The sequence below is a fragment of the Streptosporangium sp. G11 genome (assembly GCF_051192615.1).
Taxonomy (GTDB): domain Bacteria; phylum Actinomycetota; class Actinomycetes; order Streptosporangiales; family Streptosporangiaceae; genus Streptosporangium.
On sequence record NZ_JBPJUQ010000045.1, the window covers coordinates 44,277 to 67,855 of the forward strand.

Consider the following 23,579-nt stretch of genomic DNA (forward strand, 5'->3'; position numbering starts at 1 on the left):
ACCTTCCAGTGTGGGGAACCGCGGAGAGAAGGTCATCGGGTGATCCCCTCGAGGAGCCGGTCGGGGCGGATGGGTAGGTCGTGGGGGCGCCAGCCGGTGGCGTTGTGGACGGCGTTGCCCACCGAGGCGGCCACGCCGACCGTGGAGATCTCCCCGACCCCGACGCCGTGGCCGTTGACGTGGTCCCACCCGTCCCGGTGGAAGTGCACGGTGATCTCGGGGGTGTCGCCGATGCCGGGGATGCGGTAGTCGTCGAGGTTGGCGGTCAGCACGGTTCCCGTCACCGGGTCGACCAGGCGCTCCTCGTACAGGGCGTAGCCGATGCCCTGCACGACGCCGCCCTCGCACTGGCTGCGCGCCAGCCGCTCGGCGTAGATGTGACCCACCGCGATCCCGGCCCACACCCGAAGCGGCCTGACGGCGCCCAGGCGGGTGTCGACCTCGACCTCGGTGACGTGGACGGAACCGCTGAACCCTCGGCCGATCGCCATGCCGCCCACCGGGAACGGGGTGACGTAGCCGCGCCGGTCGCGGCGGCGCCCGCCGACGACCTTGGCGCCGTCGGTCACGCCCAGCTTCCGCAGGCGCCGCGCGGCGTCGCGCGCGGCGGGGGCGACCGAGGTCGTGGTGCGGCTGCCGATCGAGGGCGGCCCGTACACGGTGCCCGTCCTGCCGATCTCGACGCGGACGCGCTCGGCGGGCAGGCCGAGTTCCTCGCACACGACGTCGGTGATGACGGTGCGGATACCGGTCCCGATGTCCTGGGTCACGGTGCGGGCCACGACCACGTCACCCTCGACGCGCAGTTCCACCTCCGTGGCGGGGTCGAGCATGTAGGCCCAGTTGGCGGCGGCCACCCCGACGCCCCGGCGGAAGCGGCCCGTCTGGGAGCCGGTCCGCGGCCTGGTCGTCCACTCGGGCAGGGCAGCGGCCAGGTCGTAGAGGGCGTGCCGTTTGCGGTTGCCGTCCCATCGGCGGCGCAGCGCGATCGGGTCCTCGCCCCGGCGGTGGGCCGCCTCGTCCACGGCCTGCTCCAGCGCCCAGAGCATGGGCGGCGCCCCCGGTCCGCGGAACGGGGTGCCCGGCGGCTCATTGGTCACGACGTCGTAGTCGCGGAGCCGCCGGGGCGCGGTGCCGTACATGAGGCGGGCCATCACCGCGACGGCCGACCCGATGGCCACGCCGCCGCGCCCGTGGACGTCCATGGTGAGGGCGGCGAGGTCGCCCCGGTCGTCGGTGAGCAGTTCGAGGACGGTGCGGGTGCCGGGGCGGTTGCCCGCGTCGGTGAGCTCTTCGGCGCGGCCGAGCACCACGCGCACCGGCGCGCCGCAGGCCCTCGCGAGCTCGACGGCGGCGATCGTCTCGGCGGTGACGCCGCTCTTGGCCCCGAAGCCGCCGCCGACGTGGTCGGCGACGACGTGCACCCGCTCGACGGGCAGGTTCCACCGCTTGGCGGCCTTCTCGGCGGCCACGCCCACGGTCTGGGTGGACAGGTGCAGGTGGAGGTCGCCCTCGTCGTCCCATCGGGCGACGCAGGCGTGCGGTTCCAGCGGGGTGTGGACCTGCACGGCGGTGGTGAACGTGCCGGTCACCAGGCAGGGGTCGGCGTCGCGCCTGGCGGCCTCGATCCGCTTGACGGCGGTGCGCCCGCGCCAGCTCGCCCTGGTGAAGGGACCGCGCACGTTGCCGTTCCAGCCGCCGGGCAGTTCCATTCCCTCGCTGGAGCTGGGGACGTGCTTTCTGGCGGCCTCGTCGTAGACGGGCGGGGCGTCGGGCGCGTCGTCGAGCGCGGCGGGCCTCGGGTCGTAGCCGATCTCCGCGGCCTCCGCGATCGCCAGCGCCTCGCGGCGGGTGGGGGCGGCGACGGCGGCGACGGGCTGGCCCGCGTAGCGGACGGTACGGTCGGGCGGCAGCAGGTCGACCACGTGGGCGGCCTCCACCGTGACCGAGGTGACGAGGGCGTGCGCCCTCGTGGAACGGATGATCACCCCTTCCAGCTGACCTTCGAGGTGTACGTCGGTGGTGTAGCGGGCGCGGCCGGAGACCTTGTCCATCGCCTCGACCCGGGCGGGCGTCCCCGCGGCGCCGTCGTGCTCTCCCCGGCAGGCGGCGGCGACCGCGGCGTAGATCCCCTCGTAGGCTCCGCACCTGCACAGGTGACCGGCCAGGGCGGCGGCGATCCGCTCGCGCGGCGGCGCGACGTCGCCGTGCTCGGCGCGCCAGTCGTCGACGAAGGCCGCGGCCTCCACCGCGAACCCGGGCGTGCAGTAGCCGCACTGCAGGCCGTCGTGGACCGCGAGCGCCCGCTGGACGGGGTGGTCGAGGCCCTCGACGGTGGTGATCTCGCGATCCTCCAGGGCGGCGGACGGCAGCAGGCAGCTCGCCTGGGGCACGCCCTCCAGCATGATCGTGCACGCCCCGCAGACTCCGGTACGACAGGCGGCCTTGGCCCCGGTGAGGCCGAGCCCGTCGCGCAGGACGTCTACGGCGGCGTCGTCCGGGCCGGCGTCCACCGTGGCGGGCAGCCCGTTCACCGTGATCTTCATAGCTCTCCAGTTGACGTCGTCAACATCACGTTGACAGTGTCAACCAGGTACGTTGACGTTGTCAACACGCGATGCCGGGGAAGGGGGACCCACGTGGTGGACGACACCAGGAGCCGCCTGGTCAAGAGCGCGCTGAGACTGCTGCGCGAGGAGGGCCTCGACGCCGTGACGCTGCGCGCCGTCGGCGACCTGACCGGCCTGTCCCGCACGGCCCCCTACCGGCACTTCACCGACAAGACCGCGCTGCTGGCGGCACTCGCCGTCCAGGTCATCACCGACCTCAGCACGCACGTCGCCGCGGCGATCCTGGAGGGCGCGGGCCCGCGCGACCGGCTGCGGGCCTTCTACCTGAGCTATGTCGAGTACGCCACGACGCACCCCGAGGAATACCGGCTGGTGTTCGCCGCGGAGTTCCTCGCCGGGCACCACCCGGAGCTGGAGACGGCGATCGACCAGGTGACGACCGCGCTCGGCATGGAGGGCCCCTGGGACGGGCCCGCGCCCAAGGCCCGGGTGATGGCCCTGCTCTCGACCGCCCACGGCCTCGCGGAGTTCGCGGTGGCGGGGCAGTTCACGCACAAGGGGATCGGGTACGAGGACATCGTCGACGTCCTCGTGGCCCGCGAGGGCGAGAGGTGACGAACGGCCGGATCACCGGTCAGGTGGGGACGGCGTCCTTCGGGCCACCGTCCCGGAAAGCGCCGGGAGCGGCCGGGAAGAGCCCGGACTCGGGCAGGCCGCCGCGCTCGGCGGCCCTCGCCACGTTGCGCAGCATCGGCCCGAAGATCAGGCCGTGGAAGGGCGCGATCGCCCACCAGTAGAGGTGCCCGGCCAGGCCGTGGGGATGGAAGATCGCCCGCTGGCCGTAGACGGTCTCGCCCCGGTGCGTGAGCACCCGCATCTCCAGCCAGGCGAGACCGGGCAGGCGCATCTCCGCGCGCAGCCGCAGCAGGCGCCCCCGCTCGACCTCCTCGACCCGCCAGAAGTCGACCGAGTCGCCCACCCAGAGCCGCCGGGGGTCGCGACGCCCCCTGCGCAGGCCCACGCCGCCGACGAGCCGGTCGAGGAGGCCGCGCAGGCGCCAGGCCAGGGGCAGGGAGTACCAGCCCACCTCGCCGCCGACGGCCTCGACGACCGCCCACAGAACCTCCGGTGCGGCGTCGACCCGGCGGGCCCGCGCGTCCACGTACAGGCTGCCGCCCGCCCAGTCGGGGTCGGTGGGCAGCGGGTCACTCGGCGCGCCGGGGACGGAGGCCGAGGACCAGCGGGTGATGACCTTGGCCTCCTTGATGCGCTGGAGGGCGAGTTCGACCGCCCGCCTCAGCCCGACCAGGCCGCCGGGCGGGTCCTCGACGTAGCGGGCGATGTCGTGCTCGCCACAGACGGCCTCATTGCGCAGCGACTCCACCAGCGGGCGGGCCAGCCCCGCGGGGACGGGCGTGACCAGCCCCACCCAGTGGCTCGACAGGCCTGGACTGAGCAGCGGGACCGGGATGATCAGCCGGCGGGGCAGCCCGGCGACCTCCGCGTAGACCCGCATCATGTCGGCGTAGGTGAGCACGTCCGGGCCGCCGATGTCGAAGGAGCGGTTCACCTCCCCCTCGACGGAGGCCCAGGCCACGAGGTAGCGCAGCACGTCGCGGATCGCGATGGGCTGCGTCCTGGTGCCGACCCACCGCGGCGTCGTCATCACGGGCAGCCGCTCGGTGAGGTAGCGCAGCATCTCGAAGGAGGCGGAGCCGGACCCGATGATGACCGCCGCCCGCAGCACCACCGCGGGCACCGAGGAGCGCAGGAAGATCTCCCCCACCTCGACGCGGGAGCTCATGTGCGGCGAGAGCTTCTCGTCCGGCGCGAGGCCGCCGAGGTAGACGACGCGGCGGACCCCCGCGCGCTCGCACGCGGCGGCGAAGGTGGTGGCCGCCTCACGGTCGGCGGCGGCGAAGTCGCTTCCCCCGCCCATCGTGTGGATCAGGTAGTAAACGACGTCGATGCCCTCCAGGGCCCTGGCCGCCTGCTCGGCGTCGGCCGCGTCGGCCTGGGCGACCTCGACCTGGGAGGCCCACGGCTGGTCGCGCAGGCGGCCGGCCGACCTCACCATGCAGCGGACCTCGTGCCCCGCGTCCAGCAGTTCGGGGACGAGGCGCCCCCCGATGTATCCGGTCACGCCGGTCACGAGACTTCTCATTCAAACATCTTCGTACGGTACCGCCAGGCGGTTGCGGCCGGGCCGCGTCGTGGGCCCGCGGCCCCTTGCTCACCGCTCTTGGATCACCGCTCTTGGATCACAGCCTCCGCTGGAACTCCTCGCGGATCTCCAGGAGGATCTCACGGGTGCGCGTGACCGGCTCGGCCTCGATGCACAGGCGCTCCATGACCTCCAGGTAGCTGTCGACGTCCTCGCGCTTCTCCAGGTAGACGGCGCTGGTGAGCTGCTCCATGTAGACGACGTCCGGCAGGTCGGGCTGGGAGAACCGCAGGATGCTGAAGGGGCCTCCGGCCGCGGCGTGGCCGCCGACGCTGAAGGGCACGATCTGGACGGTCACGTTGGGCAGCTCCAGTGCCCGCAGGATGTGGTCGATCTGCTCGCACATCGCCTGGACCCCGCCGAGCGGGCGGCGCAACACGGCCTCGTCCAGCACGGCCCACAGATGGGGCGGCTCCGCGCGGTGCAGCAGCCGCTGGCGCGCCATGCGCAGCTTCACCCTGCGGTCCAGCTCCTCGGGGGAGGCCGAGGGGAAGCCTAGCTGGATGACGGCCCGCGCGTAGCCCTCGCTCTGCAGCAGGCCGGGCACGAACTGGACCTCGTAGTTGCGGATGCCGGTGGCCGACTCCTCCAGGCCCACGTACGTCTCGAACCAGGGGGGCAGCACGTCGTTGTAGTTGTGCCACCAACCGGTGACGTTGGCCTTCTCGACGAGGGACAGCAGCGGCTCACGCTCGGCGTCGGCGGTCACCCCGTACAGGGTGAGCAGGTCGGCCACGTCCCTGATCCGGAAGCTGACCCTGCCGAGCTCCATGCGGCTGACCTTGGAGTGCGAGGCGCGGATGGAGTGGCCCGCCTCCTCCAGCGTGATGCCCCGCTGCTCGCGCAGGCGGCGGAGCTGTGCGCCCAGGACGATCCGCAGCACGGTGGAACTGCCGCGCGGCGCGGCCATGGAGGTTGGACTGACCGGCCGGCCGTCGGCGTTAGGTGTGATCATCTCAGTCCTCTGGGCGCGGAACGCGAGCCTCTGCCCACTCTTTGTGGCGATCGCGAGCCTTCACGGTACTCCGCTCACCTTCCCCAGACTAGAGAGAATTTTAGCCTTCAACCATGAGCGCGGGCCTTCAGGTGATCAGGTCGTCGAACTCCCCGCCCTTCACCCCGCGGAAGAAGTCGCCGACCTGGCGGCGGGTGTAGATCAGCGCGGGCCCCTCGGGGTCGCGGGAGTTGCGCATCGCGACCCTGCCGTCGGGGAGATCCGCGAGTTCCACACAGTTGCCACTGGGGTTGCTGAAGTGGCTCTTGCGCCAGACGACACCGTCCATCAGGGCGGCCGACATGCCGTTGTACAGCTGGTTCATCCTCGCCTCTCACTGATTAGGGAGGGAAACAACACCTCGAGCATAGGGCTTTTTGTGCAGATGCACGTGCATCTGTACTTGCCTATGCACATTACGGAAGGCAAGATGACTAGACGGATCAACCTCGCCATACGATCGCCCCCCTCCCCAAGGTCGCCGATGACTGGTTACCAAAGACATGAAGCCACACCCATCCGAGCTGAGATCGGAGGGTGGGAACGGTGGTTGTCGATGCTTGATCACCTACTCCCCCCGAGTGTCCTGCCCCCCTGGGCCGGTCAGGAGGACCACGTCGGCCAGTTACAGATGGCCGTGCGCAGCCTCCGCTACGACCCGTGCGCGGCACGGACCGCCCGCGAGTTCACCACCAGGGCCCTGCGAGCCTGGGAGCTGGAGCCGCTGATCGACGACACCGGTGTCGTGGTCTCCGAGCTCGTGACCAACGCCGTACGCCACGGCACGCGGGGTGTCCTGCACGCCCGTTCCTTTCCCGAGGTCAAGGTGATCCTCTGCCACACCGAGCGCTCGGTGCTGTGCGCGGTCACCGATCCCAGCGACCAGGGCCCGTGCCTGCGCGAGCCCGACTACGAGGCGGAGAACGGCCGGGGACTCCAGCTGGTCGACGGCGTCAGCGAGACGTGGGGCTGGGCACCGCTGGAGACCCGCGGCAAGGCGGTGTGGGCGGCCTTCGCCCTGCCCCCGAGAGGGGAACGCCACCTGGAGGCCTGCCACTGACGACACGCGAGAGCCCGCCCGGAGGTCCGCCACCAGCGGCGCGGCGCCGTGAGGGCCACCCGGCCCGGCAGCGGCGAGGGAGACGCGGAACGGGGCATCGACGGTCGAGTGCCCAAAAAGTGACATGAGCAGAAGGAGGCTCTGGCAAGAAATACAGCACAGCGTGAGCGGAAGGTCGATATTGTCCGCTGGAACCGCATGGCTGGACGGAGGACATCATGGCGTCGCCACAACCTGAGCGCCTCAGGTTCGACCCCACGATCCCGAACGCGGGCCGGATAACCGACTACTTCCTGGGTGGCAAGGACAACTTCGCCACCGACCGCGCCGCCGCGCGGACGGCGCTCTCGATCGCCCCCGAGCTTCCCGCCATGTCGAGGGAGGGGCGCAGATTCCTCGGCCGCGCCGTTCGGTTCCTGGTGGAGGCCGGCATACGCCAGTTCGTCGACATCGGCTGCGGCCTGCCGACCCAGGGCAGTGTGCACCAGATCCTGCGCGGCGTCGCACCCGAGGCGCGGGTCGTCTACGTCGACAACGATCCGATGGTCGTCGTCCACGCCCAGGCGCTCCTGAAGGAGAACAACCCGGCCACCGTCGTCGAGGCGGACATCCGCGACCCGGAGCGGCTCCTGGCGCATCCCGGTCTCACCGATCTGGTCGACCTCGACGAGCCCGTGGCGATCCTGCTGTTCTCGGTCCTGAGCGACCTCTCCGACGACGTAGAGGCCATGCAGGTCACGGCCGCCCTGCAGAAGGCCGTCGCGCCGGGCAGCTACATGGCCCTCTCCCACGCGGTCTCGGATCTGTGTCCGGACAGGACCGCGAGGCTGGCCGCCCTCTTCCAGGACAGCGGGTCGATCACCGGTCCCCGCCGCGCGAACCTGCGGACCAAGGCCGAGGTCGAGCTCTTCCTCGACGGGCTGAAACCGGTCGAGCCGGGTGTCGTCTACATCCCCAAGTGGCGGCCGGAGGGCGAGGTGCCCCACCGGCCGGACTCCATCTGGGTCGTCGGCGGAGTCGCCCGCAAGGAATAGGCTTTCTTGGCAAATAACCGAGTTTTTCATGTATTAACTGCGCCTTGACATCTGTTCACACAACGCGCGGTTCTTTAGTGTCACAACAGGCAACAGAGGAGATGACACATGAGCGACGCGTCCCGGCGGCCGGGGGCGGGCCTGGACACCAGCGTTCCCAACATCGCCAGAATGAACAACTACTTCCTGGACGGTAAGGACAACTTCGCCGCAGACCGCAAGGCGGCCGAGGAGGTGCTCGCCGTCGCGCCCGAGGTCAAGGCCATGACGTACGAGTCCCAGGCCTTCCTGGGCCGGGTGGTGCGCTATCTCGTCGAGCAGGGCATGACCCAGTTCGTCGTCATCGGCTCCGGGCTGCCCAACCGGCGCAACGTCCACCAGGTGGCCCAGGAGATCGTGCCCGACACCCGCGTGGTCTACGTCTCCAACGACCCGGTGGTGCTCTCCCACGCCCGCGCCACGCTGGCCACCAACCCGTACACCACCGCCGTCGAAGGCGATGTCCTGCACCCCCGCGAGCTGCTCACCGACCCGGAACTGCTGCGCCTGGTCGACCTGGACCTGCCGGTGGCCGTCCTGATCCTGTCGGCCCTGCAGTTCATCCCCGACGAGGACGACCCGCAGAAGAGCGTGGCCATCCTCCGCGACACGGTGCCGGTCGGCAGTTACTTCGCCATCGGCCACGTCGTCTTCGACACGCGCCCGGACGCCCAGGGCCCGCTGGTCGAGATCTTCCAGCGGATCCTCGGCCGCGGCGAGGACGCCTCGCGGCGGAGCGAGCAGGTGCTGCGCTTCTTCGACGGGCTGGAACTGGTCGATCCCGGCCTGGTCTACGTGCGCCACTGGAACCCCGACAACCCGCTCGCCGCGCAGGGCCGCGACAAGACGTGGACGATGGGCGGGGTGGCCCGCAAGGTCAAGGGCTGACCCGGCCGCGCCCGGCGGGCTCCTCACCGCCCGCCCGGCCGACAGGTTCCTCGCGCCCACCCGACCGGCGGACCCTCACGCCCGCCCGACCGGCGGGTTTTTCACGCCCGCCCCGGTGGGCTCCCTCACGCCCGGCCTAGCCCGCGACCAGGAGGTCGTCGCGCTCGACGGCCTCCAGGGAGAGCGTCTTGTAGCCGACCTCGTCGAACAGCACGGTGATCCGGTCGCTCTCCCTGCTCATCACCATCCCCGGGCCCCAGGCGCTGTGCCGCACCTTGGCGTGCATCGCGAAGGGCGCCCCGTCCTCGGCCCCGGCCACGGCCTCCGGCTCGTCGGGGAGACCCGCCCGGCAGGTGTCGCAGGCCTCGCAGCCGCGCTCGCGCGGCTCGCCGAAGTATTCGAGCAGGAAGCGGCGGCGGCAGCCCGTGGTCTCCGCGTACGCGCGCATCATGTCGATGCGGGAGTCGTCGATGCGGCGCCGGGTTTCGTCCAGCTCGACGGCCCGCGCCGTGGCCGCCTTGGGGTCGGGACCCTCGGGCACCGAGCGCAGGTCGCCCTCCCCGGTGACCTCGATGGCGCCCGCCCGCTCCAGCAGGTTGACCAGCCGGGTGAGCCGGGTGGCGCCGACGTCGAGCAGGGTTCGCATCTCCCCGGCGGGCACGGTGCCGCCGTGCTCGTGCACCAGCGTGGCGACCCGCAGCAGGAGTTCCTCGTCGGCACGCCCCCCGGCGAAGAACCTGCGCAGCCCGAGGTCCTCCGAACGGTAGAACAGCACCGCGGCGGCGGGCTCGCCGTCCCGCCCGGCACGGCCGATCTCCTGGTAGTAGGAGTCCGGCGACTCCGGCGGGGCGGCGTGCAGCACGAACCGCACGTCCGGCTTGTCGATGCCCATGCCGAACGCCGAGGTCGCGACCACGACGTCCAGCTCGTCGTCGCGGAACATCTCGTGGATCCTGTGGCGCTCGGCCGCTTTCATCCCCGCGTGGTACGGCTCGGCCCTGCGACCGGCCTCGCGCAGCGCGGTGGCGTACTCCTCGGCGGCGCGGCGGGTGGCGACGTAGACCAGCCCGAGCCCGGAGCGGGACGCCGCGTCCTCCACCAGCGCCCGCCTCAGGTCCTCCTGGGTGACGAGGCGGCGCACCTCCAGGTCGATGTTGGGCCGGTCGAAGCCCCGCACGATCTGACGGACGTTCCTCAGGCCGAGGGCGGCGATGATCTCCTCGCGCACCGCGGGGGCGGCCGTGGCGGTCAGCGCCACCACCGGCGGATGCCCCAGCCGCTCGATGACCTGGCCCAGCCTCAGGTAGTCGGGCCGGAAGTCGTGGCCCCACGCCGACACGCAGTGTGCCTCGTCCACGGCGATCAACGAGGGACGCGCGGCGCGCAGCCGCTCGACCGTCTCCGGTTTGGCGAGCTGCTCGGGTGAGAGGAACACGAATTCGGCCGTGCCCGCGCGTACGGCCTCCAGGGACGCCTCGCCGCCGGACTGGGCGGAGTTGACCGCGACCGCCCCGCCCGCGTCGGCCTCGGCCAGCCCGGCGACCTGGTCGCGCTGGAGGGCGATGAGCGGTGAGACGACGACGGTGGGCCCGTCGAGCAGCAGGGCCGGGACCTGGTAGACGGCCGACTTGCCGCTGCCGGTGGGCATGACCACGAGGGCGTCGCCCCCGCCCAGCAGGTGGCGCATGGCGTCGAGCTGCCCGGGCCGCAGGTCCTGCCAGCCGAAGACCCTGCGGGCCACCGCCCGCAGTTTCCGCGCCCTCGGCCCGAACCTGTCCTTGATGCTCATGCCCTCCGCCTTCCCGCCGTGTGACGGCCAGTTACCCGCAGATCGGGGCGCTAGTCGCACGATGCGCCCTTGATCGCCGAAGGGTGCGAGACGGGTATGGGCGGAAAGCCTGACGGGCGGCGGACGACAGGTAGCGGACGTCGGACGACGGAGGGAAGACCGGGGAGCCGAAGCGGGTGAGAGGCCACGGGTGAGGGGCGCCCTCGTGGGCACCCCTCCTTCGGCCGGATCGCGACCTGGCCCGTCAGTCCACGACGGCCACCGGGACCGTGACGGTCGTCGTGACCGCCACGGTCACCGCGGTCGTCGTGACCGCCGCGGCCCTCGTGTCCACCGCGTTCACCGCGTCCGGCGCGGCCGTCGTGTGTGCACCGCGTCACTTCGTCACTTCGGCATGAGCACCTTGTCGACGAGGTAGACGGTGGCGTTGGAGGTCTGGATGTTGCCGCAGAGGACCTTGGCGTCGTTGACGGTGAAGTCCTCGCCTGAGCCCTTGACGGTCAGCGCGCCGCCCTGCATCGTGGTCAGCTCGCCGCTCGCCAGGTCCTCCGGAGTCTTCTTCCCCTCGACGACGTGGTAGGTCAGGACCTTGGTCAGCTCCGCCTTGTCGGCCAGGAGCTTGTCGAGCCGGTCCTTCGGGATCTTGGCGAACGCCTCGTTGGTGGGCGCGAACACTGTGATGTCCTTGGCGGAGTTGAGCGTCTCGGTCAGGCCGGCCTGCTCGATCGCCTGGGCCAGCGTGGACAGGGTGGGGTTGGAGGCGGCGGCGGTGGCGACCGGCTGCGAGGCCATCTCGCTGAGGCTGCCCTCGCCGCTGGCGGGCAGGGACGCGCACCCGGGACCGAACGGCTCCGTCATCACGCCCGTAGGCTCGGGCGACATGCCGTCCGTGGGTGCGGGGCTCTCGCCGGGCGCCATGGAGTCCGTGGGCGAAGCGCTGTCGGTCGGAAGCGGTGTGGGGGAGAGGATGTGCGCGGGGACGGCGGCCGCCTGCGCGGCGGGGACGGCGGTCAGGGCGAGCACGGTCAGGGCCGATGCCAGAAGAGACTTCTGCTTCACGGTTATCTCCTTGATTGGGCGGATGAGCCATCCGGGTCCGTCGGCGGGTTCCCGAGCCACTCATGTCCTGTGTTGGAGATTTCCCTGGGATTTGGGGCTAAATGCCCCACTAGAAGACTCTTGACCATATATCTCCCGAGAAAGATAGCTATTTTCCATTCGGCGGGGCGTTAATTCGGGCGCCCCCTATCCCCCGTAGAGTGGGAATCATGAGCCCGAAGATCGCGACCAACGAGGTCGTCTCACGCGACCGGCTTCTGGATTTCCTCCGTGACCGCCACCGCGCGCTGGTCATCACGGCACGGCGCGACGGCAGGCCACAGGCGTCCCCGGTGACCTGCGGCGTCGACGCCGAGGGCCGCATCGTGATATCCACCTATCCCGAGCGCGCCAAGGCCTCCAACGCCCGCCGCGACTCCCAGGTCAGCGTCGTGGTCCTGTCGGACGACTTCGACGGCCCCTGGGTGCAGGTGGACGGCACGGCCGAGGTCCTCGACCTGCCGGAGGCCCTCGAACCGCTGGTCGACTACTACCGGTCGATCTCCGGCGAGCACCCCGACTGGGACGAGTACCGCGAGGCCATGACACGGCAGGGCAAGTCGCTGCTGCGCGTCACCCCGGAACGCTGGGGTCCCATCGCCACCGGCGGCTTCCCCGCCCGGCTGGCCTGAGGGGCGTCGCCTCCCGGGTCACGCACCCGGAGCGGCCAGGACGGCGTCGGCCGCCCGGCGCCCCGAGACCAGGGCGCCCTGCTGCGAACCGGTGTCGCGGTGGTCTCCGCACACGTAGCGGCCCGGCGCGAAGCGCACCGGGCGCCGCAGCGGGAACGGCGGCACCATCGCGGGCAGCGCCTCCTTGACGGCGTACGTCGCCAGGTGCTCCCAGCCCGAGGTGTCCGTCCCGTAGATCTGCGACAGCCGCGCCCTGACCCGGGGCTCGTCCGCGTCGGACAGGACCCCCAGCACCGACGTGGAGACCAGTGCCCGGCCCGCCGGGGCGTACCCGGGCGCGGCGTCGCTGATGACCAGGGTGTCGGTGATGTGGCCCTCCGCGTCGACGATCTGCGTGGGGTCGTCCATCGGCGAGCGGGAGGCGGCGTGGTAGAAGGTCGTCACCGAGCGCATCGCCGGGATCTCCAGCCCCGGACAGAGGGCGGCGGCCATGGCGGGGTCGGTGGCCACCACCACCGCGCGGGCCGGGATCGTCACGCCCCCGGCCGTCTCCACCCCCTCCTCGGTCACGGCGATGACCGGGGTGCCCAGCGCGAGCGCCTCCGGGGGCAGGCGGCCGGCGAGCTGGCGGGTGATCTCCCCCATGCCGAGCGCGGGCACCCCGACCGTTCCCCGGGCGAAAGCACGCCAGATGAGGTGGAAGAAACGGCTGGAGGTCTCCAGCTCCCGCTCCAGGACGACACCCGACAGGAACGGGCGGATCAGCTTCTCGACCATCCTCGGCGAGACGCCCCAGTGCCGCAGCTCCTCGCGCGTGGTGCGCTCGCGCCCGTCGCGCAACCGGCTCACCGGCAGCAGCACGTCCCGCGCGGTCAGCGCCGCCAGGGCCGCCTTGTCGGCCGGGGAGCCCACGTCGGCCAGGAGCCCGCTGAGCGCCTGCCCCGGGTGGCGCCAGGGCAGCATGAACCGCTCCCGCCGCCCCCTCTCGAAGGAGATCAGGCCGGACGGGATCGGGCGCAGGTCCAAGGCGCCGACGTCGAGGACCCGGGCGGCCTCCGGGTAGGCGGTGTTGAACACCTGAAAGCCGCGGTCCAGCCGGAAACCGTCCACGACGTCGGTGCGTACCCGGCCGCCCACCTCGTCCGCCGCCTCGACGACGCGGACCTCCACTCCCGCCGAACGCAGCCGCAGGGCGCACGCGAGACCCGCGAGACCCGCACCGACGATGACCACCGTGTCCGGCATGACGCATCCCCCCGATCGACGGCGGCACGGAGCCCGTGGACTCCCCCGGGTGAGGGGGCCGCCGTCCATGTCTTCGAGAGGCGGGTGCCGGGGGTTGCGCCCGCCGCTCCGTTCTCGTACTCCTACCCGAGGTACTGCCTACCCGAGCTTCACGGTGATCTCTCCCCCGAGGCGGAAACCTCCGGTCAGCTCCAGGTCGTCACCGCTCCAGAAGCGGCCGGGGTCGTACCAGTTCGGCCGCCGCCCTCCGGGCAGCAGCCCCATGGCCTCGTACGTGACCGCGACGACCTCGGCGCAGTAGGCGCTCTCCAAAGCGCTCTCCTCCGCGCCCCGCTTGAAGATCTTGGGCACCCGTCCCTTCATCCAGCGGCCGGCGAGCCTGGCCGTCGACGGGAAGGGCGTGCCGTCCAGCCGGGCGACGGTGCGCAGGACGGCGTCCTCCATCTCGTGCGGAGCCTGCGGCTCCAGCTGCCTCAGCCAGCCGCGCTGGCCGTATCTGGTGGCCCAGACCGTGACCGCCTCCCGCAGGTCGTGCAGCTGGACGCCGCGCTGGTGGGTTCCCGACCACAGGTCGGGCAGGGAGCGCCCCAGCTCGGCGTGCCACATCAGGGGCGGCATGTCGTCGATGACGACCGACATGCCGACGTGGTTGACGGGACTGTTCGTCATGGTCTGGATGGCTCGATCGGGCACCGTTCGACCGCGGAACAGCCACACGTCGCCGGTGCGGGTCAGGTTGACGGCCTCATCGAGGCTGATGCTCTTGCCGGACATTCCGATAGCGTAGGCACATGAGATGGTGGAAGGTACTCGGTCTGGCAGGTGTGGCGGGCGTCGCGGCCACCGGAGTCGTGATCGCGCGGGCCGAGCGCCGCCGGCAGGCGTACACCCCGGACGAGATCCGCACCCGCCTCCGCGCCCGCCTGGAGGAGTCCTCGGGCGAGCTCTCCAAGGAGTCCCCCGGCGCCGGCCTGAGGATCGTCGGCCCCGCGGACCGGGCCCCCTAGCCCTCCGCCCCCGCCGGGGCGCCCTCGAGGAGCGGGCCGGGAAACGGCCCGCCCCTCGCGTCCTCGCCGTCGGCCGAACCGTCAGTCGAGCCGTCGGCCGAACCGTCAGTCGAAACGGATCCCGGCCGGGTCCCACCCCTCGGGCAGCGGGGCGGGCACCGGGCAGGTGCTGCCGATCTCCACGAACTCGCCCCGCTCCGCGGACTCCGCGATGGCGGTCATCGTCTCGAGGACGTGCAGGCCCAGCTCGCCGGTGGTCCGGTGCGGCCTTCCCTCGCGGATGGCCTGGGCCATGTCGAGCACGCCCAGGCCGCGACCGGCCTCGGTGCCCTTGGTGGGAACCGGCACCCACTCGTCGTCGACGGCCCGGCGCAGCCGGACCTCGCCGCCGAAGGTGTTGGGGTCGGGCACCTGCATGGTCGCCTCGGTACCGGTGATCTCGACGAACCCGGCGCGGCGCAGCGGCGAGTCGAAGCTGAAGACCATCGTGGCGGCCTGTCCCGCGGCGAACTCCAGGAGCGCGGTCGTGTGGGTGGGCACCGCCACGGGGAAACGCGTCCCGGCCTTGGGACCGGAGCCGACGACCCGCTCGTCCCTGGCCGTGCGGCCGACCGCGGCCACCCGCGCCGCCGGGCCGAACAGGGTTACCAGGGTCGTCAGGTAGTAGGGGCCCATGTCGAACAGCGGCCCGGCCCCCGGCTGGAAGAAGAACTCGGGGCTGGGGTGCCACGCCTCGGGGCCCGGCGTCTGGAACAGGACCAGAGCGGTGAGCGGGGTGCCGATGGCCCCCTCGGCGACGAGCCGGGCCGCGGTCTGCAGCCCGGCGCCCAGGAAGGTGTCGGGGGCGCTGCCCAGGAGCACCCCCGCCGCCGCGGCGGCCTCGACGAGCCGCGCGCCGGATTCCCTGTCCACCGTGAACGGCTTCTCGTTGTAGACGTGCCGCCCGGCCAGGACGGCGGCGAGCGCCACCTCGGCGTGCGCGGACGGGACCGTGAGGTTGACCACCAGTTCCACGTCGGGGTGCGAGATCGCCTCCTCGGGGGAGGTCGCCACCGGCACGCCGTACCGCGCGGCGACCTCCCCGGCGCGGTCCAGGTCGAGGTCGGCGCACGCCACCACCCGCACGCCGGGGAAGGAGGTGAGATTGCCCAGGTACTGGTGGCTGATGTTGCCGCAGCCGACGATCGCCACCCCGAGCGGGCCGGTCACGGGCTCACCCGCCCGGCGGCGGCGAGACCGGTCAGGTAGGCGTGGCTGTCGGCCAGCGCCTGGAGCATGTCGGTGGCGCAGTGGTCGAGTTCCACGATCCGCACCGCGTCCGGCGCGGTGTTCAGCGCGTCCACGATGGGCACCCGGCCGGAGCCGACCGCGGTCATCGGGCCCTCCTGGGTGGCGGGGCCGTCCTTGACGTGCAGGTGGCTCACCCGCTCGCCCAGCCGGGTCAGCAGCTCCGACGGGTCGACTCCGCCGGTCGCCGCCCAGTAGAGGTCGACCTCCAGCAGCACCGAGGGGTCCAGCAGCTCCGCCAGCACCTCCAGCGCGGGACGGCCGTCCACCCGCTGCTCCAGCTCCCACCAGTGGTTGTGGTATCCGAGCCGCAGCCCGTGGTCGGCCGCCTCGCGGGCCGCCTCGCCGATGTTCCTGGCCGCCAGCTCGACCCCCTCCCGGTCGGCGAACCACTCGGCGGGGGCGGCGGGCACGATGACGGTCTCCGCGCCGACGGTGACGGCCCCGGCCAGCGCGGCCGCGCGCCGCTCGTCCAGGAGCGGGGCGTGCACGCTGCACACCGAGAGCCCGGCCTCCCGCAGGTCGTCGCGGAGACCCTCCGGGTCGAGGTGCGCGTCGTACGGCTCGACCGCGGTGTACCCCATGTCGGCGATGCGGCGCAGCACGGCGCGGCGGTCGACGGCCGCCTGTTCGCGCACGGAGTACAGCTGGACGGCGAGTGGGCTCATCAGTTCTCCTTAGGCGTGGACACCTCCGCCTGCGGGCGGAGGAGAGAACGCGGCCTCCTACCCGGTGATGGGGAGGACCAGGGCCGCGGCGCCGTACAGGCCGGCGTCGCGTTCCAGGGAGGTACGTTCGACGTTCAGGCGGCGCAGGAAGCCGAGGCCCGCCCGCTTGGCGACCGCCTGGCGCAGCGGGGTGAGCAGGGTCTCCCCCGCCCCGGACACGCCGCCCCCGATGACGACGTCGTCGAGGTCGAAGAGCGCCGCCGTGGTGAGGATCGCCACGGCCAGCGCGTCGGCGGCCCGCTGGAAGGCCAGCTGGGCGACGGGCACCCCGCGCGCGGCGTCGGCCGAGAGCGCGCGGGCGTCGGGATGCGCGCCGGGGGCGCTCCAGCCGTTCGCCAGCGCCCAGCGGACCATGCTCGGCCCGCTGGCGGTGGTCTCCAGGCAGCCGATCGCCCCGCAGGGACAGAGCTCCCCGTCGCGGTCCACGGCGATGTGCCCGATGTGCCCGGCGTTTCCGGTCGGTCCCACGTACGGCACCCCGCCGAGGACCAGGCCCCCGCCCACGCCGGTGGACACCACGATGCCCAGCAGGGCGCGGGAGCGCGAGTGGCCGCCCCGCCACCACTCCCCCAGCGCCATGCACTGCGCGTCTCCGGCGAGCACGACGGGAAGGCCGGGAAGGAGCTCGCTCACCGTGCCGGCCAGCGGGAAGTCGCGCCAGGCGGGGATGTTGACCGGGCTGACCGTGCCGGCGACGGCGTCGAGGGGACCGGCGGAGCCGATGCCGACCCCGATCAGGTCCCCGATGCCGTCGCCACCGGCGGTGGTGACGGTGTCCTCACCGATGTCGTCGGCGTCACGGATGTCGTGGATGAGGGAGACCAGCGTCGCCTCGGGGTCGGGGCCGACCGGCACCTCCACCCTTCGTGCCACGGTCCCGTCCGGCCGGACCAGCGCCGCGGCGAACTTGGTGCCGCCGATGTCGATCGCGAGGGCGGTCACCTGTCGGCCCGCCCGGCGTGACGGAGCGCGGCGGGAGGGCAGGCGGCCATCGGGGCCACCAGGCGGCTGTGCAAGAAGATCCTCCGGTGATCGATGGCACAAAGGGTGCGTTCCCCAAGTGACCAGGCAAACAGGGTGAAGGTACGACGACGATGACAACGTTGTCAACGGCATACGGGGAGTGCGGGGACAACCGGTTCGCCACAAGCTCCCCATGGGCTGTGCAGGCTTATCCGATTTAAGGGCAGATACGGTTAGCTCAGGTGTGATGTGAGGAGACTGCGATGACGCACGAACACGCGGGACAGCCCGCCAGGCCGTCCGACCTGGTCGACGTGGCCCGCCTGGTGACCTCCTACTACGCCCTGCATCCCGACCCGGGCGAGGTGGGCCAGCGGGTGGCGTTCGGAACCTCGGGGCACCGGGGCTCCTCGCTGAACGTCGCGTTCAACGAGGACCACATCCTCGCGACCAGCCAGGCCATCGTGGAGTACCGGGCGGCGCAGGGGATCGACGGCCCGCTGTTCCTCGGCGCCGACAGCCACGCGCTGTCGGAACCGGCCCAGGTGTCGGCGCTGGAGGTCTTCGCGGCCAACGGGGTGACGGTCATGATCGACAGCCGGGACGGCTACACCCCGACCCCCGCGGTCTCCCACGCGATCCTGGCCCACAACCGGGGGCGCTCCTCGGGACGGGCCGACGGCGTGGTGGTGACCCCCTCGCACAACCCGCCCGGCGACGGCGGTTTCAAGTACAACCCGCCGCACGGCGGCCCGGCCGACACCGACGCCACCTCGTGGATCCAGGACCGGGCCAACGCGCTGATCGCCGACGGCCTGAAGGAGGTCAGGCGGGTCCCGTACACCCGGGCGCTGGCCGCCGACACGACCGGCCGCTACGACTTCCTCGGCCACTACGTGGACGACCTGCCCTCGGTGCTGGACCTCGACGCCGTCCGTGAGGCGGGGGTGCGCATCGGCGCCGACCCGCTGGGCGGGGCGAGCGTCGCGTACTGGGGGGAGATCGCCGAGCGGCACCGGCTGGACCTGACGGTGATCAACCCGCTGACCGATCCGACGTGGCGGTTCATGACGCTGGACTGGGACGGCAAGATCCGGATGGACTGCTCGTCGCCGTACGCGATGGCCTCGCTCATCGCCAACCGCGACGCCTTCGACGTCTCCACGGGCAACGACGCCGACGCCGACCGGCACGGCGTCGTCACGCCCGACGGGGGGCTGATGAACCCCAACCACTACCTCGCCGTGGCGATCTCCCACCTCTACTCCCACCGGCCCGGCTGGCCCGCCGGCGCCGGGGTCGGCAAGACGCTGGTGAGCAGCGGCATGATCGACCGGGTGGCCGCCGACCTGGGCAGGCGGCTGATGGAGGTCCCCGTCGGGTTCAAGTGGTTCGTGCCGGGCCTGCTGGACGGCTCGCTGGGCTTCGGCGGCGAGGAGAGCGCCGGGGCGTCGTTCCTGCGGCGCGACGGCTCGGTGTGGACCACCGATAAGGACGGCCTGATCCTGGCGCTGCTCGCCTCGGAGATCATCGCGACCACGGGCCGCTCGCCGAGCGAGCACTACCGCGACCTGGTGTCCAGGTTCGGCGACCCCGCCTACGCCCGCGTCGACGCCCCCGCGACCCGGGAGGAGAAGGCGGTGCTCGCCAAGCTCTCGGCCGAGCAGGTCACCGCGAGCAGCCTCGCCGGCGAGGAGATCACCCAGGTGCTCACCTCGGCCCCCGGCAACGGCGCCGCCCTCGGCGGGCTCAAGGTCTCCACCGAGAACGCCTGGTTCGCCGCCCGCCCCTCCGGCACCGAGGACGTGTACAAGATCTACGCCGAGTCCTTCAAGGGCCCCGAGCACCTGGAGCAGGTGCAACAGGAGGCGCGCGACCTGGTCTCGGCGTCCCTGGGCTGACGGCGACGGCCCGCAACCAGCGGACGCGGCCTCGACGGCGACGACGTACGACCGAGGTGCGCGGTCTCGACGACGTAGGCGTACGACCGGCGGGTGCGGTCTCAGGTGAACATGCGCCAGGCGGCGGGCAGGACCGTCCAGCGGCGCCGGGTGATCCGGCCCGTCAGCTCGCCGTCGGCGTTCACCGGGACCGGGTCGCCCTCCACGGTCACCTCCCCGCCGCGAGTGGTGATCACGTCGCGCAGCCCGGGATGGGTTCCCCTGCGCAGCCTGAGGGCGTAGACGAGCCTGTCCAGCGGGCCGGTCGTCTGCGAGACGACGACGTCGGCCATGCCGTCGTCGGGCCTGGCCCGGGGGGCCAGCGGGGTGCCGCCACCGATGGTGACGCCGTTGCCGACACCGACCATGAGCACCGGGCGCCCGTCGCCGACGGAGCGGCCGTCCACGGTGACGCGCAGCCGCCAGCCGGGGCTTCGCACGCCCGCGAGCAGCGCTCCCGCCGCGTAGGCGAGCCGCCCGAGCACCGGCTTGAGCGGCGTGGCGTCCTCGGACGCCTCGGCGCCTATGCCGAGGTGGACCATGTTGACGACGACCCCGCCCTCGTCGTCCACCAGGAGGTCGAGCGGCTGGGGCCGTCCGGCGAGCACGACGCGGGCCGCCACCGGCGGGTCCAGCGGGATGCCCAGGCCGCGGGCGAAGTCGTTGCCGGTGCCCAGCGGGACGAGCCCCACCGTGCGGGCGTCCAGCTCGCCGCGCCGGTGCAGGGTGGCGACCACCACGTGCAGCGTGCCGTCACCGCCCAGCACGACCACGTCTCTGCCGGGACAGGCGTCGAGCATCTCGTCCAGGTCCTTCTCCCCGACGGGCGCCTCGATCACGTCGGCACCGCCGCCGCGCAGCGTTTCGAGGGCGGCGGTCCTGACCTCCTCGTCGGCGCTCCCCGCGCTCTCGTTGTAAACCGCCAGCAGCTCGGCCATGTCGTTCCTCCACGTGATCGTCCCTACGGTCCCTGCCCCCGGGAGTCCCGATCACGCGGGTCCCTGTTCATCCGCCACCAGCGCAGGGAGACCCAGAGCCCGGCCGCGACGCCGATCAGCGCGGCCAGCACGTACACCACGCGGATCGTCGTGTCCGAGGTGTAGCCGTTGCCTGCCACGAGGACGGCCATGAGCAGCGCGGCCAGCAGCCCCGCGCCCGCGCCCCCGGCGAGACCGAGCAACCCCACCCTCAGCGCGTGTGACAGGCCCCCCGCGGCGCGGGGCACCGGCGTCATGACGGCCATGAGGCGCTCCACGACGAGGGCTGGATCGTCGTCGACCCCGCCGGCGACGAGCTGGACGGTCACCCCGCCCCGCTCGGGCTCGCTCAGGCAGATCCAGTGACGGTCTTCGAGGAAGACGACGGCGCCTCCCGCGCGGGGAACGGTCAGCCACAGGAACGGCGTGCCCTCGGGAAACGTCCTGACGCCGTGCCTGACCGTCGGCGCGTGCGTGTCAAGCGCCGCGCCAAGGGCTCGCAGCGCCACCTCCTGGCCGGATCTCCCCACGGCTGCCTCCCTTCCACATCCCTTCGTGGCGCCCGACGCGGCGGTCGCCTCCCGGGGCCCGGTGGGGGGCGAGGGCGCTCGGGGCCGTACGGCGGGATCGCGGGCCCCGTACGGCGGATCCCGAGGACCGGGGCCCGAGGGCCCCGGCGAGCGGCCGGGCGGATCTCACACGACGGATCCGCCGACAGAGCCGGCCCTGGCGAGGGACGGGGAGCAGATCTCGTCCAGCACGTCGCGGAGCCGGTTCCGGTAGCCCTGGTCGGCGAGCCTGCCGCCGGCGTCGAACCGGTCCGGAGCCGGGGACACGGCCAGTTCCGCGCCGCACACCACCGCGCCCGCCGCGCCGAGGGCCCTGCGCAGCTGGATCTGCGTCCACATCCCCTCGTGGGCGCGCGGGCAGGCGGTCACCACGCCCACCGGCTTGCCCACCAGGACCGCGCCGCCGCGGGCGGACGAGATCCAGTCGAGCGTGTGTCCCAGCTGCGGCGGGACCGCGCTGTGCGCCGGCGCGGTGATCAGCGCGGCGTCCGCGGCGGAGAGGCGGTGCCACAGATCCACCACCGGCCGCGGAAGCTCGCCGTCCTCGAAGGGCGGCACCTGTTCCAGGCCCCGCCAGATCTCGAAGTCCACCGTCGCGGGCAGTTCCCGCGCCGCCGCCTCCAGGAGCCTCCACACGTACGCCCCCGGGCGAAGGCTTCCCGCGATCCCAACGATCCTCATCACCGGCCCCATCTCTGTCGCCATGCCGCGACGTTACGAGCGAGGGAGGTCCCGCCTTCGGTCACGCGGTCGCGGCCGTCAGCGGGGCGGTCCCCGAGCTCACCGACAAAAACCGCTATTCGGCGCCATCGTGGCGCGGAGAGAGAGGTCCGCTCGCGGTACCGGTCGCGCCGCCCCGCTCACGAACCCCAGAACGGCGATCACGCTTCCGCAGGTCGGCGCCGCGACGGCGGTGCCGGCGAACCTCACGCTCCATCACACTCGGGGGCCTGCCCTCAGCGAGGGGCGACGAACATGATCAGGCGTATCGTTCGCGAAAAAACCGGTTATTTCTCCGTCAAGGGCGGCGAGGGCGCTGGAGGAAGGCCCCGTCCCGCGCTATGGGGCCCCGGGAAAGGTGCGGGGAGCCGCCCGGTCGGTGACCCGCTTGAGCTCGAAGAACGCCTCCTCGGTGGCGAGCACCTTGAACGCGTCCCAGATCCGCCCGGCCCGCTCGCCGGTCGGGATCTCGCTGATGACGGGACCGAACTGCCCGGCGTGCCTGTTCACCGAGATGGTCGGGACGCCGATCAGCGACTGGTTCCGCTCGCCGGCGGGCACCAGGGCGTGCGAGGCGAGGATCGCCTCGTCCCAGGTGCCGTCGGTCCTCGCGGCGAGCAGTTCGGCGGGCAGCCCGGCGTCGGCCAGCGCGGCGGCGATCACCGGTTCCAGGGCCTCCATCGCGGCCCGCCAGCTCGCGAGACCGCCGTCGCGCGTCGTGTCGCGCGGCCGCCGGAACAGGCCGTCCTCGCCGTGATAGCGGGTGCCGAGCGAGGTGTAGAGGTCGCCGACGGCGGCGTCCCCGGCCGCCGCGCGCGCCGCCGCGAACACCCGCATGGTGCCCCGGCCGAGCTCGACGATCTCGCGGTACTCCTCGGACATGTCCTGCTTCTCGTTGAGCACCGCCAGGCTCATCTCCCGCCAGTTGATCGTGATGGGGCGCACCTCGCGCACCTCCAGGATCCAGCGGGAGGTGATCCAGGCCCAGGGGCAACCGGGATCGAACCAGAAGTCGACCAGATCCTCGCTCATGGGAATCCTCTTTCCGTGGAAGTCCCTTCAAGGATGGGACCTCAACCACGCTGAAGGTCAAGCCGGAGTTGCCGCGAGGGGCGTGCCCACCGGCCGGGGCGCGAGCCGCGATACCGTTCCACCCATGATTCGGAACAACGGGGTCGAAGAGGGCGAACAGGCGGCGATCGGGACGCCCCCATCCGGTCGACGGGGAAATCCCTCCCGCGTGACCCTGCGCCCGATCACCGGCCACGACCGGGACGAGTTCCTCGAACTGGCCCGCGCCAGTGTCGGCCTGCACCATCCGTGGATGCCCCTGCCCACCACGGACGAGGAGTTCCGGGCTCTCATCGCCCGCTATGACCAGCCCGGCGAGGAATGCCTGCTGGTCTGCGTGCGCGGCACCGGGGCCATCGCCGGCGTGGTCAACATCAACAGCATCATCCGCGGACGCCTCCAGAGCGGATCCGTCGCCTACGCGGCCTTCGCCTCCACCTCCGGCCGGGGCTACATGTCCGAGGGCCTCGGACTGGTGCTGGAGCACGCTTTCGAGGACCTGCGGCTCCACCGCCTGGAGGCCCAGATCCAGCCCGGCAACGAGGCCTCCCTCAGGCTCGTCCGGCGGCTCGGATTCAGGAGGGAGGGCTACTCGCCCGGCCTCCTGTTCATCGACGGCGCCTGGCGAGACCACGAACGGTGGGCGATCACCGCGGAGATGACCGGCGCCCCGCCGTCGCCCCCGCATCCGACCCGGCCGGCCCGCTGAACCGCCCTGGGCCCCGGGGTTTCCGGACATTGGGA

23 protein-coding genes are annotated in these 23,579 nt (G+C 72.3%); 8 read left to right on the plus strand and 15 right to left on the minus strand.

Annotated features, from left to right (window positions below; translation table 11 throughout):
• Positions 1–32: 32 nt before the first annotated feature.
• Positions 33–2,546: a molybdopterin-dependent oxidoreductase gene (locus ACSDR0_RS32380; RefSeq protein WP_435292712.1), complete on the minus strand. Its 2,514-nt coding sequence runs from the start codon at positions 2,544–2,546 to the stop codon at positions 33–35.
• Positions 2,547–2,639: 93 nt separating this feature from the next.
• On the opposite strand from ACSDR0_RS32380, the gene ACSDR0_RS32385 reads away from it, so the two are divergent.
• On the plus strand, positions 2,640–3,185 hold the full coding sequence (locus ACSDR0_RS32385; RefSeq protein WP_435292713.1) for a TetR/AcrR family transcriptional regulator: 546 nt from the start codon (positions 2,640–2,642) through the stop codon (positions 3,183–3,185).
• A 19-nt stretch (positions 3,186–3,204) separates the two neighbouring features.
• On the opposite strand, the gene ACSDR0_RS32390 is transcribed toward ACSDR0_RS32385, so the two are convergent.
• The 3 genes from ACSDR0_RS32390 to ACSDR0_RS32400 form a co-directional block, all read right to left on the minus strand.
• Entirely contained in the window at positions 3,205–4,734 is a 1,530-nt protein-coding gene (locus ACSDR0_RS32390; RefSeq protein ID WP_435292714.1) for an SDR family oxidoreductase, read from the minus strand.
• A gap of 97 nt (positions 4,735–4,831) precedes the next feature.
• The gene (locus ACSDR0_RS32395; RefSeq protein WP_435292715.1) at positions 4,832–5,749 is read right to left on the minus strand and encodes a helix-turn-helix domain-containing protein; all 918 of its coding nucleotides are present in this window, start codon (positions 5,747–5,749) and stop codon (positions 4,832–4,834) included.
• Between the two features lie 127 nt (positions 5,750–5,876).
• Positions 5,877–6,113: a DUF397 domain-containing protein gene (locus ACSDR0_RS32400; protein WP_435292716.1), complete on the minus strand. Its 237-nt coding sequence runs from the start codon at positions 6,111–6,113 to the stop codon at positions 5,877–5,879.
• 231 nt (positions 6,114–6,344) lie between these two features.
• Here ACSDR0_RS32400 and ACSDR0_RS32405 point away from each other — a divergent pair, with 231 nt between their 5' ends.
• From ACSDR0_RS32405 to ACSDR0_RS32415, 3 genes are all read left to right on the plus strand, one after another.
• Positions 6,345–6,848: an ATP-binding protein gene (locus ACSDR0_RS32405; RefSeq protein ID WP_435292717.1), complete on the plus strand. Its 504-nt coding sequence runs from the start codon at positions 6,345–6,347 to the stop codon at positions 6,846–6,848.
• A 218-nt stretch (positions 6,849–7,066) separates the two neighbouring features.
• Positions 7,067–7,882 (plus strand): SAM-dependent methyltransferase, encoded by an 816-nt coding sequence (locus ACSDR0_RS32410; RefSeq protein ID WP_435292718.1) that lies wholly within the window; start codon positions 7,067–7,069, stop codon positions 7,880–7,882.
• A 108-nt stretch (positions 7,883–7,990) separates the two neighbouring features.
• A complete protein-coding gene (locus ACSDR0_RS32415; RefSeq protein WP_435292719.1) occupies positions 7,991–8,809 on the plus strand; it encodes an SAM-dependent methyltransferase in 819 nt (272 codons plus the stop codon).
• 136 nt (positions 8,810–8,945) lie between these two features.
• Here the strand turns inward: ACSDR0_RS32415 and ACSDR0_RS32420 are convergent, their stop codons facing one another.
• Together ACSDR0_RS32420 and ACSDR0_RS32425 are read right to left on the minus strand one after the other, a co-directional pair.
• Positions 8,946–10,598 (minus strand): RecQ family ATP-dependent DNA helicase, encoded by a 1,653-nt coding sequence (locus tag ACSDR0_RS32420; protein WP_435292720.1) that lies wholly within the window; start codon positions 10,596–10,598, stop codon positions 8,946–8,948.
• A gap of 384 nt (positions 10,599–10,982) precedes the next feature.
• A complete protein-coding gene (locus ACSDR0_RS32425; RefSeq protein WP_435292721.1) occupies positions 10,983–11,657 on the minus strand; it encodes a fasciclin domain-containing protein in 675 nt (224 codons plus the stop codon).
• A 209-nt stretch (positions 11,658–11,866) separates the two neighbouring features.
• Here ACSDR0_RS32425 and ACSDR0_RS32430 point away from each other — a divergent pair, with 209 nt between their 5' ends.
• A complete protein-coding gene (locus tag ACSDR0_RS32430; RefSeq protein ID WP_435292722.1) occupies positions 11,867–12,328 on the plus strand; it encodes a PPOX class F420-dependent oxidoreductase in 462 nt (153 codons plus the stop codon).
• A gap of 18 nt (positions 12,329–12,346) precedes the next feature.
• Here the strand turns inward: ACSDR0_RS32430 and ACSDR0_RS32435 are convergent, their stop codons facing one another.
• Complete coding sequence (locus ACSDR0_RS32435) at positions 12,347–13,573, minus strand: NAD(P)/FAD-dependent oxidoreductase (RefSeq protein WP_435292723.1); 1,227 nt, start codon at positions 13,571–13,573, stop codon at positions 12,347–12,349.
• Positions 13,574–13,711: 138 nt separating this feature from the next.
• Positions 13,712–14,347 carry a hypothetical protein gene (locus tag ACSDR0_RS32440; RefSeq protein ID WP_435292724.1) on the minus strand — a complete coding sequence of 212 codons (636 nt, stop codon included), beginning with the start codon at positions 14,345–14,347 and terminating at the stop codon, positions 13,712–13,714.
• Positions 14,348–14,364: 17 nt separating this feature from the next.
• Between ACSDR0_RS32440 and ACSDR0_RS32445 the strand changes: the two genes are divergently transcribed.
• Positions 14,365–14,580 carry a hypothetical protein gene (locus tag ACSDR0_RS32445; RefSeq protein ID WP_435292725.1) on the plus strand — a complete coding sequence of 72 codons (216 nt, stop codon included), beginning with the start codon at positions 14,365–14,367 and terminating at the stop codon, positions 14,578–14,580.
• A gap of 105 nt (positions 14,581–14,685) precedes the next feature.
• Here ACSDR0_RS32445 and ACSDR0_RS32450 read toward each other — a convergent pair whose 3' ends face one another.
• The 3 genes from ACSDR0_RS32450 to ACSDR0_RS32460 are packed head-to-tail and all read right to left on the minus strand — an operon-like array spanning position 14,686 to position 17,537.
• Positions 14,686–15,789: a Gfo/Idh/MocA family protein gene (locus tag ACSDR0_RS32450; RefSeq protein ID WP_435292726.1), complete on the minus strand. Its 1,104-nt coding sequence runs from the start codon at positions 15,787–15,789 to the stop codon at positions 14,686–14,688.
• A complete protein-coding gene (locus ACSDR0_RS32455; RefSeq protein ID WP_435292727.1) occupies positions 15,786–16,535 on the minus strand; it encodes a sugar phosphate isomerase/epimerase family protein in 750 nt (249 codons plus the stop codon). The genes ACSDR0_RS32450 and ACSDR0_RS32455 overlap by 4 nt, the downstream gene beginning before the upstream one ends.
• Positions 16,536–16,592: 57 nt before the next feature.
• Positions 16,593–17,537: an ROK family protein gene (locus ACSDR0_RS32460; RefSeq protein ID WP_435292728.1), complete on the minus strand. Its 945-nt coding sequence runs from the start codon at positions 17,535–17,537 to the stop codon at positions 16,593–16,595.
• A 284-nt stretch (positions 17,538–17,821) separates the two neighbouring features.
• On the opposite strand from ACSDR0_RS32460, the gene pgm reads away from it, so the two are divergent.
• Positions 17,822–19,459: a phosphoglucomutase (alpha-D-glucose-1,6-bisphosphate-dependent) gene (gene pgm, locus ACSDR0_RS32465; protein WP_435292729.1), complete on the plus strand. Its 1,638-nt coding sequence runs from the start codon at positions 17,822–17,824 to the stop codon at positions 19,457–19,459.
• A gap of 101 nt (positions 19,460–19,560) precedes the next feature.
• Here the strand turns inward: pgm and ACSDR0_RS32470 are convergent, their stop codons facing one another.
• From ACSDR0_RS32470 to ACSDR0_RS32485, 4 genes are all read right to left on the minus strand, one after another.
• Complete coding sequence (locus tag ACSDR0_RS32470; protein WP_435292730.1) at positions 19,561–20,436, minus strand: diacylglycerol/lipid kinase family protein; 876 nt, start codon at positions 20,434–20,436, stop codon at positions 19,561–19,563.
• Positions 20,437–20,459: 23 nt separating this feature from the next.
• Positions 20,460–21,005, minus strand: coding sequence for a hypothetical protein (locus ACSDR0_RS32475; protein ID WP_435292731.1), 546 nt, complete (start codon positions 21,003–21,005; stop codon positions 20,460–20,462).
• A gap of 165 nt (positions 21,006–21,170) precedes the next feature.
• Positions 21,171–21,749 (minus strand): NADPH-dependent FMN reductase, encoded by a 579-nt coding sequence (locus ACSDR0_RS32480; protein ID WP_435292732.1) that lies wholly within the window; start codon positions 21,747–21,749, stop codon positions 21,171–21,173.
• A gap of 354 nt (positions 21,750–22,103) precedes the next feature.
• Complete coding sequence (locus ACSDR0_RS32485; protein ID WP_435292733.1) at positions 22,104–22,796, minus strand: mycothiol-dependent nitroreductase Rv2466c family protein; 693 nt, start codon at positions 22,794–22,796, stop codon at positions 22,104–22,106.
• A 124-nt stretch (positions 22,797–22,920) separates the two neighbouring features.
• Between ACSDR0_RS32485 and ACSDR0_RS32490 the strand changes: the two genes are divergently transcribed.
• Positions 22,921–23,544: a GNAT family N-acetyltransferase gene (locus tag ACSDR0_RS32490; RefSeq protein WP_435292734.1), complete on the plus strand. Its 624-nt coding sequence runs from the start codon at positions 22,921–22,923 to the stop codon at positions 23,542–23,544.
• Positions 23,545–23,579: the final 35 nt, after the last annotated feature.

Excerpts from the sequence above, each read along its gene's own strand:
- ACSDR0_RS32405 (WP_435292717.1), top strand. The coding sequence starts at position 6,345 with ATGCTTGATCACCTACTCCCCCCGAGTGTCCTGCCCCCCTGGGCCGGT.
- ACSDR0_RS32400 (WP_435292716.1), bottom strand. The coding sequence starts at position 6,113 with ATGAACCAGCTGTACAACGGCATGTCGGCCGCCCTGATGGACGGTGTC.
- ACSDR0_RS32415 (WP_435292719.1), top strand. The coding sequence starts at position 7,991 with ATGAGCGACGCGTCCCGGCGGCCGGGGGCGGGCCTGGACACCAGCGTT.
- ACSDR0_RS32490 (WP_435292734.1), top strand. The coding sequence starts at position 22,921 with ATGATTCGGAACAACGGGGTCGAAGAGGGCGAACAGGCGGCGATCGGG.
- ACSDR0_RS32480 (WP_435292732.1), bottom strand. The coding sequence starts at position 21,749 with ATGGCGACAGAGATGGGGCCGGTGATGAGGATCGTTGGGATCGCGGGA.
- ACSDR0_RS32430 (WP_435292722.1), top strand. The coding sequence starts at position 11,867 with ATGAGCCCGAAGATCGCGACCAACGAGGTCGTCTCACGCGACCGGCTT.
- ACSDR0_RS32420 (WP_435292720.1), bottom strand. The coding sequence starts at position 10,598 with ATGAGCATCAAGGACAGGTTCGGGCCGAGGGCGCGGAAACTGCGGGCG.
- ACSDR0_RS32440 (WP_435292724.1), bottom strand. The coding sequence starts at position 14,347 with ATGTCCGGCAAGAGCATCAGCCTCGATGAGGCCGTCAACCTGACCCGC.
- ACSDR0_RS32390 (WP_435292714.1), bottom strand. The coding sequence starts at position 4,734 with ATGAGAAGTCTCGTGACCGGCGTGACCGGATACATCGGGGGGCGCCTC.
- ACSDR0_RS32380 (WP_435292712.1), bottom strand. The coding sequence starts at position 2,546 with ATGAAGATCACGGTGAACGGGCTGCCCGCCACGGTGGACGCCGGCCCG.
- ACSDR0_RS32470 (WP_435292730.1), bottom strand. The coding sequence starts at position 20,436 with ATGGCCGAGCTGCTGGCGGTTTACAACGAGAGCGCGGGGAGCGCCGAC.
- pgm (WP_435292729.1), top strand. The coding sequence starts at position 17,822 with ATGACGCACGAACACGCGGGACAGCCCGCCAGGCCGTCCGACCTGGTC.
- ACSDR0_RS32435 (WP_435292723.1), bottom strand. The coding sequence starts at position 13,573 with ATGCCGGACACGGTGGTCATCGTCGGTGCGGGTCTCGCGGGTCTCGCG.
- ACSDR0_RS32410 (WP_435292718.1), top strand. The coding sequence starts at position 7,067 with ATGGCGTCGCCACAACCTGAGCGCCTCAGGTTCGACCCCACGATCCCG.
- ACSDR0_RS32395 (WP_435292715.1), bottom strand. The coding sequence starts at position 5,749 with ATGATCACACCTAACGCCGACGGCCGGCCGGTCAGTCCAACCTCCATG.
- ACSDR0_RS32455 (WP_435292727.1), bottom strand. The coding sequence starts at position 16,535 with ATGAGCCCACTCGCCGTCCAGCTGTACTCCGTGCGCGAACAGGCGGCC.
- ACSDR0_RS32485 (WP_435292733.1), bottom strand. The coding sequence starts at position 22,796 with ATGAGCGAGGATCTGGTCGACTTCTGGTTCGATCCCGGTTGCCCCTGG.
- ACSDR0_RS32445 (WP_435292725.1), top strand. The coding sequence starts at position 14,365 with ATGAGATGGTGGAAGGTACTCGGTCTGGCAGGTGTGGCGGGCGTCGCG.